Genomic DNA, 17,148 nt, shown 5'->3' on the forward strand with positions numbered 1-17,148 from the left:
ATTTATTATGAATTATTTAGTCACAGGTGCCACTGGAGGATTTGGAACAGCAGCGTTAAAAAGTTTGCAGGCCTTAGTGCCTCAAGAAAATATTTATGCGTTGGCCCGCAGCGCTGAAAAAGAGGCTGACTTAACAGCGGCAGGCTTTAATGTCCGTCTAGCCGATTACGATCAACCAACAGAATTAAACGCAGCCTTTGCAGGAATTGATCGCTTATTATTTGTTTCTGGTGCGCCGGGCAATCGCCAACAAGAACACCAAAATGTTGTCGACGCTGCCAAGGCGGCGGGAGTCTCTTACATCGCTTATACAAGTTTTGCTGATGCGCAAAATTCTGTCAGCGCATTAGCAGCTGACCATGCCTATACTGAAAAAGCCATTGAAGCAGCGAACATTCCCCACACTTTTTTGCGGAATAATTGGTATTTGGAAAATGAATTGCCACTAATTGGCGCTGCCTTACAAAGCGGAGAATTTGTTCATGCTGGTGGCGCTGGTAAAACTGGTTGGGCTTTACGGCGGGAATACGCGGAAGTCGGCGCTAAAGCGATTGCCGACAACGACTATCCAGAAATTTTAGAACTTTCTGGCACGCCTGTTACTTACCAAACATTGGTGACTGCTGTTGAAGAAGCAACCGGTAAAACATTAGCCGTTAAGGACGCCAGTCAAAAAGATTTCGAGGCGAGCCTCGTAGCAGCCGGTTTACCAGCCCCAGTTGCTGAAATTTTTTACGGCTTCCAAGCAGATATTAAAGCGGGTGTGCTAGATGTTACGTCTGCTGATTTTGCCAAAGCGTTAGGCCGACCACTTACTAGCCTAACAGATGGCGTCAAAGAATTATTACAATAATTACCAATAACTATCAGAAAAGTCTCCCTTAAGGCGGGGCTTTTTTTGCTTGTCTGGGGTATACTTAAATCTTATTAGTAGGTTCGGAGGATGAGAGATGATTTTACGGGAGTATCAACAAAAAGATTTGCCGGCAGTGACGGCGATTTGGAATGAAGTGGTAGCAGATGGCTTGTATTTTCCCCAAGAGAGCGAGCTGTCAGCAGCCCAAGCTGAAATTTTCTTTGCTGAACAGACCCGTACGCAGGTGGCGGAATTGGCGGGGGAAGTGGTCGGCTTTTACATTTTACATCCAAATTCCGTCGGCCGGATTGGCCATGTGGGCAATGCTTCCTATGGTGTTAAGCAAGACGTCAAAGGCCAAAAAATCGGTGAGCAGCTGGTTCGAGACTCATTGAAAATCGCCAAAGCGTTTGGCTTTCAGCTGATGCAATTTAATGCGGTTGTCGCTAATAATGCCGGCGCCATTCATCTCTACGAAAAAATCGGCTTTCAAAAAGCCGGTGCTGTACCGCAGGGTTTTCGGTTACCATCTGGGGAATTTGAGGATTATTTTATCTATTATTATGTCTTATAGGTAAAAATCGGTAATGCAGGGTTGCACAAACCCGCTGAAATTATTCTCTGGATTTCAGGCAATCAGCTGCAGCCTGAGCTTTCTTGATGGCAATTTTCGCTAGCGGTGGCTTTATTGTTTTTTATTGCAGCTGCTTAAGTTTTTGCTGAGCAGCTGGTGGTAAATCTTTAGTGAGCTTGAAAAGAGTCGATAATACGTTCTAAAATTTTGCTGAAGCAGACGCCTTCAGCTTTTTTATATGAACAATGATAGTTCTCTCATATTTTTATTAAAGAACTAACCGTGAAATTTCTCGTATTTTTCCGGGAAATTAGTTATCTTTTAAAAAGTGATTTCGTTCACAAATCTTAAAAAAATTTTACTAGCGCTGCGTTGTTTTCATTTCAGCTAATTTTTGCAAAAAGAAATGGCAAAAGATGGACTTTTCTATTGCGAAAGATTTTTCTATACTGGGGATGTCAAATGATAGCGCTTAAATAAAGGAGCTGAAGGGATGCGGGAGGCAAAAATTGTAATGGCTTTATTAGCCCAAGAATATCTGAAGCCGGATGAACTGGCGGATATTGTCGGCGTGCCGCCTCGGACAATCCGCAATGATCTTCAGCAGCTGGCGGCAACGGAGAACGGTTTTCTCATCGAACGTTCCCGCAAGCTGGGCTATCATTTAGTGATTACCAATCAAGAATTGTTTCAAGAGTATCAAAAAAATGCTGCCGATTCTTCAATTGATATGCAGCAGATGCGTTTAGAATCGCTGCTGATTATTTTATTAGTCAAAGAGGAATATCAAACGATTCAAGCAATCAGCGAGACTTTTTTAGTCAGTCAAAGCCAAATTAAAAATGATTTGGCCAAGCTCGCCGAGTATCTCGATGGTACCGCACTTAAATTAGAGCGCAAAGCCCACTATGGTGTCAGAATCATCGGTGATTTACGCAACCGACTTTTGCTGTTGATGGATCGCTTGCAACGGGAAAATCCCAAGCTGCAGGAGCTATTAGCTGAAGCATTAACCGAAACTAAACGTCAGGCTTTGCAGGCAGCCTTGTTTCAATTGGTTGCCAAGCGGCAGTGGGATATTGATTACAGCGACTTTCGTCATTTAGAAGAGGAAATTATGTTGTTGATACTGATTGAAAGTCAAGGGACAGTTGCTAAGTCAGAGGGCTATCTGTTGGCGGAGCTGTTTCAAGCAGCGGGGCTTTCGTTACAGCTTTCTGAGGAAGCTTATCAGTATTTTGAAGCCAGCATTTTAGCCAAGACCAAGACTTTGGCTATCCGCAGCAACCGAGAGGAGCTGCAGCTGGAAATTTTAAACTACTTTAAAGAACAGGATCAACAGCAGCAAACCCATTTTGCTGAAGATCAAGAATTTATCCATCTGGTCTATCTACATGTCGCCTCATTGATTGAGCGCTCACGGCAGGCGCTGCCTTTGGATAATCCCTATGTCGAAGAAATCAGCAAAAAATATCCGACGATTTTCAATTATGCGGTGCTCTTTGCAAAATGGTTAGAGCAGCAATATCAGCTGACGATTTCATCAGGAGAAATCGGTTATCTGGCAACCCATATGACAGTGCCGTTTCATAAGCGGCAGCAGGAGCTGATTGAAAATATTTACCGCATTGCTGTCGTCTGTTCCTCCGGAGGCGGGATGGCTTATCTGGTGGAAATGAAACTGCGGCGGATTTTCCCGCAGGCTAAAATTCAAACTTTTTCAATGTTTGAAGTCCAAAAGATTCAAGATTATTTTCCAGACTTAGTTTTTTCGATTATTGAATTGCAGTTGGAATTAAATTGTCCGGTGATTTTAATCAATGAAGTCCAAAGCGAGCTAGATTATCTGGAGGTCAGTGAAAACCTCGACTTGTTGCAGCAGGAGGAAAATTTTTCGATTGAGGAAAGCTTTTTCGAACTTTTCTCAGCAGAAAATTTTGCGATTTTACCTAAGCAACCTTATCGCAAGATTTTAGCTAAGCTATCGGAAAATTTAGAAGCAGCTGGCGGCGGTTCCGGCTATAGCGCTTCCCTTTTAGAAAGGGAAGATTATCTATCTACGGTTTATCAAAATGGAATTGCCATTCCCCATCCACTGACCATGCAGGGCAGTCGCAATCAGATTTTTGTCGGCGTATTGCCGGAGGGGACTAGCGAGGCCCAAAATAATCCGCAAATTATTTTTATGGTCTCTCTAGAGGAAAAACAACTGGAGCGGCATCGGATTATTTCTAAAGAGCTCAGTAAGCTGATGAGTAATCCAGCGGCGGTAGCGATTTTAGTTAAGAGTAATAATTTTCAAGAATTTTACTATACATTAAAGAAAGTTTTAGGAAGAAGGAAGTAAGTTGAACAGCAATTTTTTGAAAGCCTTATCAAACGCTGACGGAATTGCCAGCAATGAAAAAGAGGTGCGCCAAGCCATTTTAGCTGAGGTTGGTAAGCTGCCCTATGAAAAGACGACGGACGGGTTGGGCAGTCTGATTTTTACCAAGCGAAGTCAGCAATCTGACAAGAGTATTATGATTTGCGGCCATATGGATGAGGTTGGCTTTATGGTCCGCAGTATCAGCGAGTTAGGCTTGATTCATCTGATGGTGGTCGGCGGCGTGAAACCTTTGGCCCAACATTTGCAAAAAGTCCGCATCACAACATTTGACGGTCGCAAAATCAGCGCTGTCATCAATGGTGATTTTCAAAATGGTACCACCGAAAATCTTTACTGTGATTTAGGGGCAACCAGCGCCGAAGAAGTTGCCGCTTTGGGAATTGAAGTCGGCAATATGGTCTGCTATGCAACAGAATTTGAAGCCTTTGCTGTTAAAAATATTTATGCCGGTAAAGCCTTTGATGATCGACTGGCCTGCTTTGTGATGGCGGAGCTGATGAAGGAGCTGGTGGAAGTTGAATTACCGCTGACTGTCCATTTTGCAAATACCTCCAGTGAAGAGGTCGGCATACGTGGCGCTAAGACAGCCGTTCAAAAAATCAATCCAGATATCGTCTTTGTGATTGATGTTGCCACCTTCAGTACACAATTTGTCCGCAATCATACCAATCAGCGGCAAATCGGTGCCGGGCCGATTTTAACTCATTTCGACCGGACCTTAGCACCAAATTTGGAAATGCTGCAATATGTTAAGAAAACAGCTAAAAAGGCCGAGCTACCGCTGCAACTGGATATGTTTAACGCCGGTGGTACGGACGGCGGCGAAGCCCATAAAGTCAATGATGGCAAGCCAACTGTGGTTACTATTTTACCAGTTCGCTATGGACACTGCGCTTATTCGATTGTTAACGGTCAAGATGTTGACCAGATGATTGCTTTGTATAAACAATTGCTACTTGATTTTAATGAAGAAACTTATCGCCGCATGGTGAATTTTATTTAGGAGAGTAAAAGATGACAACAGAAGAACTAAACATTGTGAAATTGATTTCCATTTCCGGAGACAGCAAGGCCAAAGCCTTTGAAGCATTGAAATGTGTGAAGACCAAAGAATTTGACCGAGCGCGGGAATTAATCAAAGAATCCCGCTCGCTGGATTTAGAAGCCCACAATATTCAAACGGAATTAATTTCAAAAGAGCTGAATGAAGACGAAGAATCATCAGAGATTGGCCTTTTGATGGTCCATGCTCAAGATCACTATATGACCAGTCAATTGGCGAGAGATTTAATCGAAACACTAATCACGGTATTTGAATAAAAAATTATATTAAACCAACTAAGGAGAGAATGTATCATGAGAATTTTACTATGCTGTGCCGGAGGCTTTTCAACAAATATGTTAATGCAAAATATGCGCAAGGTTGTCCAACAAAGCGCCAAATTAAAGGATGAAGATTTTGATTTTACAGCGATTCCTGCAGATTCTATTGAAGATCAAATTGACGGCTGGGATTTAGTTTTAGTCGGACCGCAAATCACCCATAAAGTTGATTTTATCAAATCGGTTTTAGAACCAAGAAATATTCCCTTTGCAGTGATTGATAAAGATGTCTACGGTCAAATGGATGGCGCCACCGTGATGAAACTAGCGTTAGTCACATATAAAAAACATCAGCTGGCGAATCAAAAAGCCGTTTAAATTCACATAAGGAGAGGGAAAAACCATGTTTGCAAAATTTGAAGCCTTTATGAATCGTTTCTTTGTCCCCCTAGCCCATAAAGTTGATAACCAGCCTCATCTCAGCGCAATTAAAGCTGGGATGGTGGCGATGACGCCCTTTACCATCCTAGGCAGTTTCTTCGCCATTTTACCAGCACTGCCGAATATGCTGGGAGAAGGCAATGCCTTTAGTCAATTTATTTTAAACAATGCGGAATTATTTAATTTGCCAGTGTCATTATCGACAGGCTTGATTGGTTTGTATGCCTGTATGGCGATTGCTTATAATTTAGCCAATCATTACAAGCTGTACATTCCTGGTGCCATTACCTTATCAACCTTTGCTTTCTTGTTCATGGTCGCAACTTTTACGGAAGATGGCGCCCTAGATATGACCAACTTAGGGGCAAAAGGTCTCTTTACCGCTATGTTTGTTTCTTTAATCACGGTTGAATTGTATCACTTCTGTCAAAAGAAAAATTTGACCATCAGAATGCCCGAAGGTGTGCCGGACTTTGTTTCCCGCTCCTTTGAATTGATACCGGTTACTTTAATTGTCGGGGGCACCTTTATTTTAGGTCGCTTTATCTTTATGAATACAGTTGGGGAATTACCACCAACCATCTTAACGCGTTTCTTAGCACCATTAGTTGGTTCAATGGATAATCCGTGGTCAGTCTTGGCCTTGAACTTCTGTATCTGTTTGATTTTCTTCTTTGGGATTCATTCTTCTGTTTTCAGTCCAATTACCCGACCAATCATGGTGGCCTTTATTGCGGAAAATATTGCCGCTTTCCAAGCTGGCGAACCAATTCCGCATTTTTACACAGCGGGAGCTTCCAGCGCCTTCTTCGGTTTTACCGGCTGCGGGATTTCCATCGGTTGTGTGATTGCCTGCATGTTGTCTAAGAGCAAACGCTATCGTCAAATCGGGAAAGTTTCCTTGTTCCCAGCATTGTTTGGGATTAACGAACCGATTTTATTCGGAGCACCGATTATTTTAAATCCCATCATGTTTATCCCTCACGTTTTCGGTGGGGCGATCATCGGAACGTTACCAATGTTCTTAATGCACTGGGGCTGGCTCAGCAAACCAATTTTTGATCCGCCGTATGTGGGTGTTTTCTTAGAAGGCTTCTTGACCAATGGCGACTGGCGCTCCATCGTGGCTAACGGCTTGCAACTAGTGTTGACAGTTGCCTTGTATCTGCCATTCTTCAAGATTATGGAACGCAATGAATTGAAAAATGAACACAAGAAACAAGAAGAAAAGAAAATCTTCGACGAAAAAGATAGTGATATCTTGGATGGTCTTGACTTAGACTTCTAATTTCGCCAAGTGAAATGGAGTAGCAGGATGAGAATTGAAAAATTACAGGCTTTGCTAACAGCAGCCGACTGCGATGCCATCATCATAAAAAATAAAGAAAATAAGCTGTATTTCGGCTCATTAGGAGGCAGTGGCATCTATCTAGTTGTCACGCCTTCTTCGCAAATTCAATTTTATGATGGTCGCTATCGCCAAGAAATCAAAGAAAAAACAGCGGGCTTTGAAAATATTGAGGTCCCGCAAGGCAGTTATCTGCCCAAAATTTTTGAATATTTAAAGGCACAGCAGTTGACTAACTTAGCCATTGAAGCAAATGGCTTATCGCTGAAGGAATACATTGCTCTGACCAAAGAATTTACCGTGGCATTATGGCAGGAGCAGATTATGAATATGCGGGCTATCAAGAGTGCTGAAGAAATTGCCAAAATTAACGCGGCTTGTCGATTAACTGATGAAGTCTTTCAAGAAATTTTGCCGCAGATTCATGCGGGAATGCCGGAAAATGAATTAGGCGCACTGGTGCAATATCTGTCGTTGAAAAAAGGTGCCAGTGGGATGGCCTTTGATCCGATTATCGCCAGCGGTCCCCGCAGTGCCATGCCTCATGGTCGGCCAACTCTAAGAAAGTTTAGCGCTGGTGATTTGATTACCATTGACTTTGGCGTTATCTTAGATAATTACTAATCAGATATGACGAGAACCGTTGCGTTAGGTCAGCCCTCTGAAACATTGGCAGAAATTTATCACGTCGTTCAAAAAGCTCAACAGGCAGCAGCTGATTTTATTCAAGTCGGTGTCACTGGCCATGATGTTGATGAGGTGGCCCGCAGAGTAATTACTGAGGCCGGCTATGGGGAGTATTTTAGTCATGGTCTCGGCCACGGCATTGGCATGGGCGGCGATTTGCCGATTTTAAATCCCGCTAGTCAAACAGTTTTACAGGAAAATATGGTGATGAGCTGTGAGCCGGGGATTTATTTACCAGAAATCGGCGGTGTCAGAATTGAAGACGATGTCGTGATTCAAAATGGCCGGGGTGTTCCATTGAATAAAACAACTAAAGAATTGTTGATTGTAGGTGAGTAGATGTACGATTTTGATAAAGTAATCGACCGTAAGGCTGGTAATGCCCGCAAGTGGAGCAACACCGTTTTAAAAGAAAAATTTGGCCTTGACGAAGAGGCCATTCCGATGGATTTAGCGGATATTGATTTTGAAGTAGCGCCGGCCATTCAACGGGCGATTCAGCAGCGGGCCAGTGTCGGTGATTATAGCTATACCTATATCCCCGATGAATTCTATGAAGCCGTGATTAACTGGAATCAACGGCGCTATCAAACAACAATTGAAAAAGATTGGATTAAGCTGACCTTTGGTACAGTTTCAACCCTGCATTATATCGTGCAGGCTTATACGGAAATCGGTGACGGCGTTTTAATCAATACCCCAGCCTACGATCCTTTTGCCGAAGCCGTTGTTCACAATCAGCGGGAATTATTTTGTAGTCCGCTAATCAATCACGATAATCGCTATTACTTAGATTTTGAAAATATGGAGAGCTTGATGGCAACTGGTCAAATTAAAGTTTTTATCTTCTGTAGTCCGCAAAATCCTTCTGGTAGAATTTGGACGAAAGACGAGCTACGTCAAGTGGCTGATCTATGTCTAAAGTATCAGGTGCTTCTAGTCTGCGATGAAATTCATCGGGATATAGTCTTTAAAGATCAGGTCTTTACCTCCATCTGGAATGCTTGTCCCGAAATTAAAGAGCAGAGTATTTTATGCGTATCACCGAATAAGGGCTTTAACCTCGGCGGCCTGAAGACTTCCTATGTGGTGATTCCCAATCAGGCGGTCAGAGAAATTTTATTGGAACAATTAAAACGCAATTCCATCACGTCACCCCATGTGTTTGCCGTGCCAGCTATAATTGCCGCCTACAACGAAAGTGAAGCCTGGCTGGATGAGATGATTGATTACGTTGCCGAAAATCTGCAAATCGTCTATCATTTTTTTGAAAAAATTCCTGAAGCTACCGTTATGCCAGCCGATTCTTCTTTTTTAGCTTGGATCGACGTCCACAATTGGTTTGATAATGAGGCAGAGATGACCGCCTTTTTCACGGAGGCCAATTTGACAATGGTGGTGGGCAGCTATTTCGTCCAAGACGGGGAAGGCTTCGTTCGCTTAAGTATTGGCATGCCTAGAAAATTATTATTAGAAGCACTGGAACGGATTGAGATAGCCTATCAGCGACAAAAAATTCGAAAGCAGTCACCAATAGTTGAAACAAATAAAAATCGGTTGGTCCATTTAAGTGTAACGACCTCAAAAAATCAGGTTTAAAAAACTGATTTTTTGAGGTTGCGCCAAAGTGGGTCACCGATTTTTTTATTTTTAAGAGGGTAAATATTTTTTCATTTTAAGAGGCTGTTATTGTGTTTTCTGTCCTGAGATTTTTCCTGCTATCCATGAAATAAAAATAGCCTCCTATTCCCAAAAATACTGGAACAGAAGGCTAAAAACTTATTTATATATAGTTAGTAACTATCCAAAAATCGGGGGGATTTTTGATTTATAGTAAAGATAGCAGAAATGGCAATAACTGTGTCTGTTTTTTTGAGAAATATGCGAATTAAAAATTATTTGCTAGCTTCTGAAACTTCTGTGTAAAGGTCAGCCCGTTTACCAGAGGTTGCCAATGTAGAAAGGGCGGCAGAAGCAGTGTGGTCAAAGCTAGTTTCTTTCATATCAGTTACTTCCCAAACACCAGAAGAGAATGGCGTTTCATAGTCACCAGTTGAAGTATTTTCAATAGTGATTACATACATATCATTTTCCATTGTAACAGTGGCTTTCAAGTAGTTATCAGAAGTGCCATATACTAAATCGCCATCGTTAGCTGTCACTGCAGTTGAGGTTGTTGCATCAGGAGCGGCAAACAAAGCGATTTGGTCAGTGATATCCACTGTGTCAGTATCATCAAACATTGAAGAGCTCAAAGCAATACCATCTTCAGATTCAGGAGCAAAATACCAACCTTTTTCACCAGAAGCTGCGTGCATGAAGGCAAAGTGTAAATATTCTTCGCTGCTAGAAACCGGTACTTCAAAAGTTACTGTATCGCCTGGTAATGTAATTTCTTTAGCAGAACCATCTGAACTGGTATCACTACCGATAATTTCGCCAGCTGTTGCGCTAGTAGCAGTTGCTTCACTAGAAGAGCTAGTGCTCATGGAAGAACTCATAGAAGTCGATTCACTTGTGCTGCTTGAGCTGGAAGAAGTTGTGCTTGATCCACAAGCTGCTAATAAAACTGTTAAGGCTGCAAGGCTAACCCCGCTAATAATTGCTTTTTTAAACATAATGTAACATCTCCTAAGATTTTTGTTTTTGATTCGTTGCCTAGTCTATTCTTTAGGAGATTCATCGTCAATTTATTGAACTGTTAGTTATATTTTGAATTTTATTCCAATACCGGAATCGTTGAATTTATTTTTAAATTATGAAAAATTAAAGGGGTTAAATTTGTTGAAAGCCTTCTTTAATTGGATAATCCCTTTAAAATGAGCGGAATCTGCCGGACTTAAATAGAAATTAATTTGAAAATATCTTAATTTTTTCTTTAGGAAGTTCATAGAAAAGGCATATAACCGTTGTTATTTTAATTGCAATTTTTTAGTTAAACTAAATTTGAAAATAATTAAATAGACAGGTTGTTCCCTTGCTGATGGACTGAACAAAAGTAGAAAATATGCCGCACTCAAAAGCAAATTTGAAAAGCATAGGGGCTGATTCTCCAACAAGTAAAATAGCATACAGAAAAAAAGATTCTTTCAGGAACACGACATTCCTAAAAGAATCTTTTTAGATTACGCTTATTCTGTTTCTGTTGTATCAGCTTCATCTTCAGTGGCATCCATTAATGATGCAGCGACAGAAGGATGAATCTCTGGTGTTACCGTTGGTGTTTCAACCACTTCAGCGGCTGTATCTTCAGCAACATTTGTAAATGGTACATTGCGTTGAGATTTCAAACGGTCGACAATTTCATAGAAGCGACTCGCATGGGAACCCTTGATGTAGATAAAGGAATTATCATCAAGATTTTCCTCCAAGGCTTGAACAAGATTGTCTTTTTCTTTGAACCAAGTGCCATTTGGCAGATCGTTCGCCAAGGCTTCAAAGGCTTCGCCCCATAGATAAATCTTATCTGCACCAGCAGCCTCTAAATAAGGCAACAGGCGTAAATGTTCCTCGCGGCTAAAGCGGCCGAAGTCAGCGATTTGACCGAGAACAATAAATTTCTTACCAGCGTAGAAGACTTTCTTTTCGGTAAATAATTTAATTCCGTCAATGGCAGCTTCAGTTGAGCTACTGTACGTATCATCTAAAACAGTTACTTGATGTTTGTTGACAGTCACGTCAATTGTTTCTAATACCCGCGGCAGGCTGCGGAAACTTTCTAGCTTATCGGTGTATTCTTTAACATCATAGCCTAGGCTATCCAAGGTTAAGAGTACGCTTAAAGCATTTTGAATTTGGCCGTCACTATCATTGGTTAAAGTAAAGTGAACGAACTTACCAGACAACAATAGTGAAACAGTTGTCTTATCTTTATCTACAATCTTATCGATTACGTAACAGTCAGCTGCTGAATTGTGCAGGCTGAAGAGACGAACGTTTAAGTTTTGTGATTTGGCTTGCTTGATAATGCGCCACAGATATTTTTCATCGATATCGGCATTGATAATTGCGTAGCCGCCATTTTTCACGCCTTTAAAGATATCGTTGTTAATCCGTAGATTTTGCTCGTCGCCCTTCGCTTCTGGTGAAGAACCAAAGGAAGTGAAGATAGCCGCTTCGCTTTCCCATAGATAAGCGTTATTTCCGTAAGCTAGACCGTTCAGTGCTGAAGCAGCAACTTCAAACAGTGAAACTTTCGGTTGACTTGCAAGTTCTAACGTCATATTTAACGTTGGTAAATGCAGATTGGCATTCCCAGTATTTTCAAATGGCTTTTTGTCCTTCAATAGATGAGACAGCATTAAACGAGTTGATGTTTTGCCGGTGCTACCAGTAATTGTAATCAATTCGCCCTTATAATTTTCCGCTGCCATACTTGCATATTCGTAAACGAAGCGCAGAGTATTTGGCACGATAAATTGCGGTACTTCATTGGCCAATTCTTGAATTGGTTCATCTGTGACAATTAAAGAGACTTGGCTGCTGATGCCTTGAGTCATGTAGTCTTGATTGCCATGGACCGGCTGCCAGTTGTTGTTAGCTGGGACTAAAGCTTTTTGGCTTTCTGGCGTTAAAGCCAAGAAGGCCACGTTTTGCCATTTCCGCTGTTTAATATTTTGCGCCATAAAGCTGATGTGATCAATTTTCAAATCATATAAAAGATTTTCATTTAAGAAATAGCCTTCAAATAATTTAGAAAATTCATCCCGCACTTTAAAGACTGGATTGTGGTTTTCATCTTTTGGTTCCGCATTATTTAATGGGAATTCAAATAATAAATAGCCTTCTTGATCAATCACTGGATGATTAAATTTATTCGCCGGATCGACTGTTTTCAAGTCAGCGAAGACGCTGCCTGGTTCAGACGCTTTGATAAAGCTTGGCTGCCAGAAAGTTTCTGGATTGTAGTTGTTAAATGGATAGGTTTGAATCTTGTGATTAGAAATATCCCATTTTAAGAAATAGCCGTATGGTAAAGCATCGGTTTGTTTAAATTCTTCTCCATCGCTGTTGAAGACACCATTTCCCATGCTGTAAACCACAGTTGTTCCGTCGATTTCTTCAATCGGTTGGACTTTATGGGGGCCAGTTCCCAAGATTAAATCAGTGCCGGCAGCTACTAACTGCTGGGCAATTTCTCTTTGGTCTTCATGAATATTTTCAAAGCTGTTGCCCCAATGAGCTAAGACGGTCACGAAAATATCTGGATGCTGTTTCTTAAATTGTTTGATTTTTTCAAGCAATAAACCATTTAAAGCAGCTACGCCGGCTTTGGCTTTGTTGGCATAAAAATCATAGTTTTCATCGACAAAACGGCGGTACCAATAACCAGAGAAAATCGCCGTTTTTTGACGGTAATTGTAAGTTAAGACAATTGGTCGCAACGCATCCTCTAAGTTTTTGCCAGCACCGATTGTGTTGATGTGTTGATGAGTGAAGGCGTCAATGGTTTCGCCTAAAGATTCATCCCCAAAGTCCATGCTGTGGTTAGTCCCTAAGTTGACTAAAGACGTATTGCGGTGAGCTAATTCGCCAACCGTCGCTTTTTCGTCGCCGCCAAATAAGAAGACTTTGCGGGCTAAGGTACTTTCTTGCCCAGGTTTTGTTAAGACACCTTCATAGGTCACGATATTAAATTGATCTTCTGGCATCTTAGTCGCTAAGTTTGCCATAGAATGAGCGTAACCATGCTCTTGCAACGCATCTTTAATCCGATTGCTGCGGCGAATATCTGTAAAGTATTCACCGAAATAAGTGTCGCCTAAGAAGTTGATAATTGGTGATTCAATTTCAATTTCATCGAACTCGCTAGTTTCTGGTAATTGGTTAAAGGCTAATTGCGAAGTGTGCACATAGCTAGCCCCGTTGATTACGATAGAGCACAAAACTTCCTGTTGGTCTTCATAAAAGACAAAGCAGTCAGATTGATCGGTGCCCCAGAAAATGCTGGCTAAAGTCATCCCTTGTTTATCTAAAACCGATTGCGCAGGATACAATTGACCATTGATGACATGGTCACGGTTGGCAATATATTGGAAGCTTGATTTAGATAAGTTTAAAAAGGCCACACCAATTTTATAATAATCAAAAACATTTGATAATTGGCCTTGGATTTTCCGACCAGTACCAGTTAGACGGGAGAAGAAAGAAATTTCTAACTCATTGCCCAGTTGGTTAATGCGGTCAATCCCTTGACTGCGGCTGCCGTAGACTTCAAATAACGCCATAATACAGTCTGGTGCATTTAAAGAAATCGCTTGGTTTAAGACGTCGATTAATAAGCGTTTTTCTCCTTCAGTTGCCCGTGTTCCCCGCAAAGCTTGACCTTCTTGGGCTGCAGCCTGAGAAAAGACGATTTCTTGCGTCGGGGTCAAACGGTTGTTTTCTAAATCCTGTAACACTGCCAGGTACAATAGCAGATTACTAGTTCCCCAAGGAGATACCCGATTTCCTAGAGGACGTTGCTCGATAATGCGGTCTTTGTTAAAAATTAACTTCGTTGTCGCAAAAAGATTTTTTTCTGCTGACTTCATTCTCTCAACTCCTAATTAAATAATTCGATCTGGTAAATACGTTTAACTAAAGATAGACTCCGCTGCCAAATGATATGTAAAAAATAGCGCCTAATTATAGAAAGAAACGACGCTCATCCTTTTATTATTGTATCATTTGTCACCTGTAAGACAATATCTATTTTTGATGTAGCTCATGTTTTTCGTCAAAAATAATTTAACTAGCAAAGTAGTCAAACGACCGGGATTTTTAAAATGAATTTGAAAACGAAAATGCTAATTTCATAAAAAAATTCTCAATTCTTGACAGACACTTTTTAGTATACCAAAAAAGGTGGGACTAAGGAATAGTCTTGGTGAATTTAACCCGTATTCTAGCGGGATTTATCAAAAATGAAACAGAAATAATGATAAAAAAGATTATTTTTTGTCTGCAAACTAAAAAAAATAGCTTAAATTTGAAGATGGTAGTATTATTGAAGATGTAAAGAAAGCGTTTTTTCAAAAAAGGGGAAAGGTGGGAAGGTTTATGATTGGTTCGATGATGTTCGTGACGACGATGTCACGGATTCAATTTGCTATGACGGCGATTATGCATTTCTTTTTTGTGCCGACGACCATTGGGTTAATGGCGGCGACACTGATTTTTGAATTAATTTATGTATTTGGCAAAAAAGAAAACGAGCATTATGGCCGCCTAGCCTTGTTTTTTGCAAAGCTGTATTTTTTCAGTTTTGCGACAGGTGTTGTTACTGGTTTGATTATGGAGTTTCAATTTGGGATGAACTGGTCGGCATACGCTTACTTCTTCGGCGATGTCATTGGCGTTCCGTTAGCGTTGGAGGGGATTATGGCTTTCTTTATGGAATCCACGCTAATCGGACTATGGCGGTTTACTTGGGGGAAAATCAACAAGAAGCTCCACGTTTTATTTGCAGCACTGCTCTTATTTACCTCATTATTTTCAGTTGTTTGGATCATTATGATCAATGCGTTTATGCAAAATCCGGTTGGTTTTACGATGGAGGGGGGCCGCGCGCGCTTAGACAGCGTGCTGTCACTAGTCCAAAATCCGCAATACTGGCCAGAGGCACTTCACGTTTTAGGGGCCATTATGATTTTAGGCGGCCTCGTGGTCTGCGGCGTTTCGGCATGGCAGATTCTCAAAAAGCGTGACCGCAAAATTTTTAAAAAATCAATTCAAATCGGTGTCTTGATGTTTTTACCATTTGCGATTATCCAACAGCAGATGGGGGACAATCAAATTACTGCCAGCGGAGCGTTACAGGCGATGAAATTTGCTGCCGTTGAAGGCCGCTATGAAAACGAAGGCAGCGATACAACTGGCGCCCCGTGGGACATTGCCGCTTGGATTAATGAAAGTGAGCATACGTCCACCGGAATCGGAATTCCGGGGCTGGGAAGTTATTTTGGCAACGGAACCTTTGTCGGCGGAGCTGAAGGGATGAATGAGATTGCCAAAACATATCATGAAAAATATGATTCAGAGGTTGCGGCTTCTTACGATGGCGAGATGAGCTATTATCCGCCGGTAACACTGCTCTTTTGGTGTATGCGCTGGATGTTTTATTCCGGGTATTATTATGTTGTTTTGGGAACGGTGGGCTTATTATTACTGTATCGCAAGAAAAAATCAATCGAAGAACATCCGCGCCTGCTGAAGGCTTTTGGAGTCAGTATGTGGTTCCCTTATGTGACTATCGTCACCGGTTGGGTAGTTGCCGAAGTCGGCCGTTATCCGTTTGTCGTCTATGGAATATTTACCCAATTAGACGCCGTCTCGCCGGATATGACACCGGCTAAAATTATTACCTCGGTCACGCTGTTAGCCATCATGGATTTACTTTTACTCGGTACTGTGCTGACTATTACCCATCGCACGCTGAAAAAAGGTGCGCCGAATATTCACGGCAATTACGATCCTCCGGCAAGCCTAGAAAATAATTTTTTTGAGGGGGTCAGTAAATCATGAGTTCACCAACGAATTTACAATTTGCCTTATTTATTTTAGTCTCCATCGAGTTGACCATGTTTTTCATCTTAGGAGGAACAGATTTTGGCGCCGGCATGGCGACCTTCTTTGTCAAAGATAACGGCGACCGAGATGAAATCGTCCGCACCTCCGGACCAGTCTGGGGTGGCAATGAAACTTGGTTAGTGGCCGGCATGGCGTTAGTCTTTGGCGCTTTTCCCCATTGGTATGCGGCCTTGACCTCGGGCTTTTATCTGTTTTTCATTTTGCTGTTAGTCTTCTTTATGTTTAGAGGCGTGGCCTTTGATTATCGTAAAAAATGGCGTTCCAAAACTTATAATCGGCTGTGGGATTGGGGACTTTTCCTAGGCAGCTTAGTTCCGCCTTTTATCTTAGGCATTGTGTTTTCCAGCATTTTAAAAGGCGTGCCGATTCGCGATAATTTTATCTATATCACGATGGGGGATGTCTTCACTCCCTTCACGATTTGTTCTGCGCTGTTGTTAATGGCTGCCTGTCTACAAATCGGTTTAGCCCGTGTGATAAAAAAAGTTTCAGCGGAACTGCAGGCCTCACTAGGCAAAAAATTGCGGGTCGTTAATCTAATTTTTATTGTGCTTGCGGTGCTTGAAGTTATTCTTTTGGCAAATGCTACCAATGTTTTCAATACCCATTTTGCAGCGATTACCTTTTTAATTGTGGTTATAGTAGTTTGCAGCCTCAGCATGGCTTACTTACTGAGAACTAGCCAAAGGCATCAGCTGATTTTTTGGCTGGCGGTCGTTTGTATCGCCGCCTTTATGGGAATTATTTTCCAAGGTTTGTATCCCAATGTAATTGTGAACAGTGCCGGGCCCGCGCTGTCGATTATGGACGCTGCCAGTGGTCGGGAATCACAATTGTGGGTGGCAGTCGGATCAGCAGCAATGCTGCCACTGATGACAATTTTACAGATTACGGCCTATCATATGATTAATAAATATTATGACGTGCCTGATAGCGAAATAAATTATTAGGAGCACTTG

At 41.7% G+C, this 17,148-nt stretch carries 12 protein-coding genes and 1 pseudogene; 11 read left to right on the forward strand and 2 right to left on the reverse strand.

Annotation, left to right across the window (positions count from 1 at the left end):
- Positions 1-7 precede the first annotated feature (7 nt).
- The 9 genes and pseudogenes from AC1Z3S_RS01365 (at position 8) to AC1Z3S_RS01405 (ending at position 9,217) form a co-directional block, all read left to right on the forward strand.
- Positions 8-853 (forward strand): SDR family oxidoreductase, encoded by an 846-nt coding sequence (locus tag AC1Z3S_RS01365; RefSeq protein WP_461738849.1) that lies wholly within the window; start codon positions 8-10, stop codon positions 851-853.
- A gap of 97 nt (positions 854-950) precedes the next feature.
- Positions 951-1,430 (forward strand): GNAT family N-acetyltransferase, encoded by a 480-nt coding sequence (locus AC1Z3S_RS01370; RefSeq protein WP_461738850.1) that lies wholly within the window; start codon positions 951-953, stop codon positions 1,428-1,430.
- Positions 1,431-1,923: 493 nt separating this feature from the next.
- Complete coding sequence (locus AC1Z3S_RS01375; RefSeq protein WP_461738851.1) at positions 1,924-3,777, forward strand: BglG family transcription antiterminator; 1,854 nt, start codon at positions 1,924-1,926, stop codon at positions 3,775-3,777.
- Between the two features lies 1 nt (position 3,778).
- On the forward strand, positions 3,779-4,822 hold the full coding sequence (gene ypdE / locus AC1Z3S_RS01380; RefSeq protein WP_461738852.1) for an aminopeptidase: 1,044 nt from the start codon (positions 3,779-3,781) through the stop codon (positions 4,820-4,822).
- A gap of 11 nt (positions 4,823-4,833) precedes the next feature.
- Positions 4,834-5,139 (forward strand): PTS sugar transporter subunit IIA, encoded by a 306-nt coding sequence (locus AC1Z3S_RS01385; RefSeq protein ID WP_265456609.1) that lies wholly within the window; start codon positions 4,834-4,836, stop codon positions 5,137-5,139.
- Between the two features lie 36 nt (positions 5,140-5,175).
- Entirely contained in the window at positions 5,176-5,520 is a 345-nt protein-coding gene (locus AC1Z3S_RS01390; RefSeq protein ID WP_461735786.1) for a PTS sugar transporter subunit IIB, read from the forward strand.
- 25 nt (positions 5,521-5,545) lie between these two features.
- Positions 5,546-6,871 carry a PTS sugar transporter subunit IIC gene (locus AC1Z3S_RS01395; RefSeq protein ID WP_461735785.1) on the forward strand — a complete coding sequence of 442 codons (1,326 nt, stop codon included), beginning with the start codon at positions 5,546-5,548 and terminating at the stop codon, positions 6,869-6,871.
- 27 nt (positions 6,872-6,898) lie between these two features.
- Positions 6,899-7,957, forward strand: a pseudogene (locus tag AC1Z3S_RS01400) (M24 family metallopeptidase).
- Positions 7,958-9,217 carry a MalY/PatB family protein gene (locus AC1Z3S_RS01405; protein WP_461738853.1) on the forward strand — a complete coding sequence of 420 codons (1,260 nt, stop codon included), beginning with the start codon at positions 7,958-7,960 and terminating at the stop codon, positions 9,215-9,217. It begins immediately after the preceding pseudogene.
- Between the two features lie 296 nt (positions 9,218-9,513).
- Here AC1Z3S_RS01405 and AC1Z3S_RS01410 read toward each other — a convergent pair whose 3' ends face one another.
- A complete protein-coding gene (locus AC1Z3S_RS01410; protein ID WP_461735782.1) occupies positions 9,514-10,236 on the reverse strand; it encodes a hypothetical protein in 723 nt (240 codons plus the stop codon).
- A gap of 513 nt (positions 10,237-10,749) precedes the next feature.
- Positions 10,750-14,151 (reverse strand): CapA family protein, encoded by a 3,402-nt coding sequence (locus AC1Z3S_RS01415; protein WP_461738854.1) that lies wholly within the window; start codon positions 14,149-14,151, stop codon positions 10,750-10,752.
- Positions 14,152-14,647: 496 nt separating this feature from the next.
- On the opposite strand from AC1Z3S_RS01415, the gene AC1Z3S_RS01420 reads away from it, so the two are divergent.
- Positions 14,648-16,123, forward strand: a complete 1,476-nt coding sequence (locus AC1Z3S_RS01420) for a cytochrome ubiquinol oxidase subunit I (protein WP_461738855.1) — start codon at positions 14,648-14,650, stop codon at positions 16,121-16,123.
- Positions 16,120-17,139 carry a cytochrome d ubiquinol oxidase subunit II gene (gene cydB, locus AC1Z3S_RS01425; protein WP_461738856.1) on the forward strand — a complete coding sequence of 340 codons (1,020 nt, stop codon included), beginning with the start codon at positions 16,120-16,122 and terminating at the stop codon, positions 17,137-17,139. Before AC1Z3S_RS01420 ends, cydB begins: the two co-directional genes overlap by 4 nt.
- Positions 17,140-17,148: the final 9 nt, after the last annotated feature.

This window comes from Enterococcus sp. LJL90 (genome assembly GCF_056924355.1).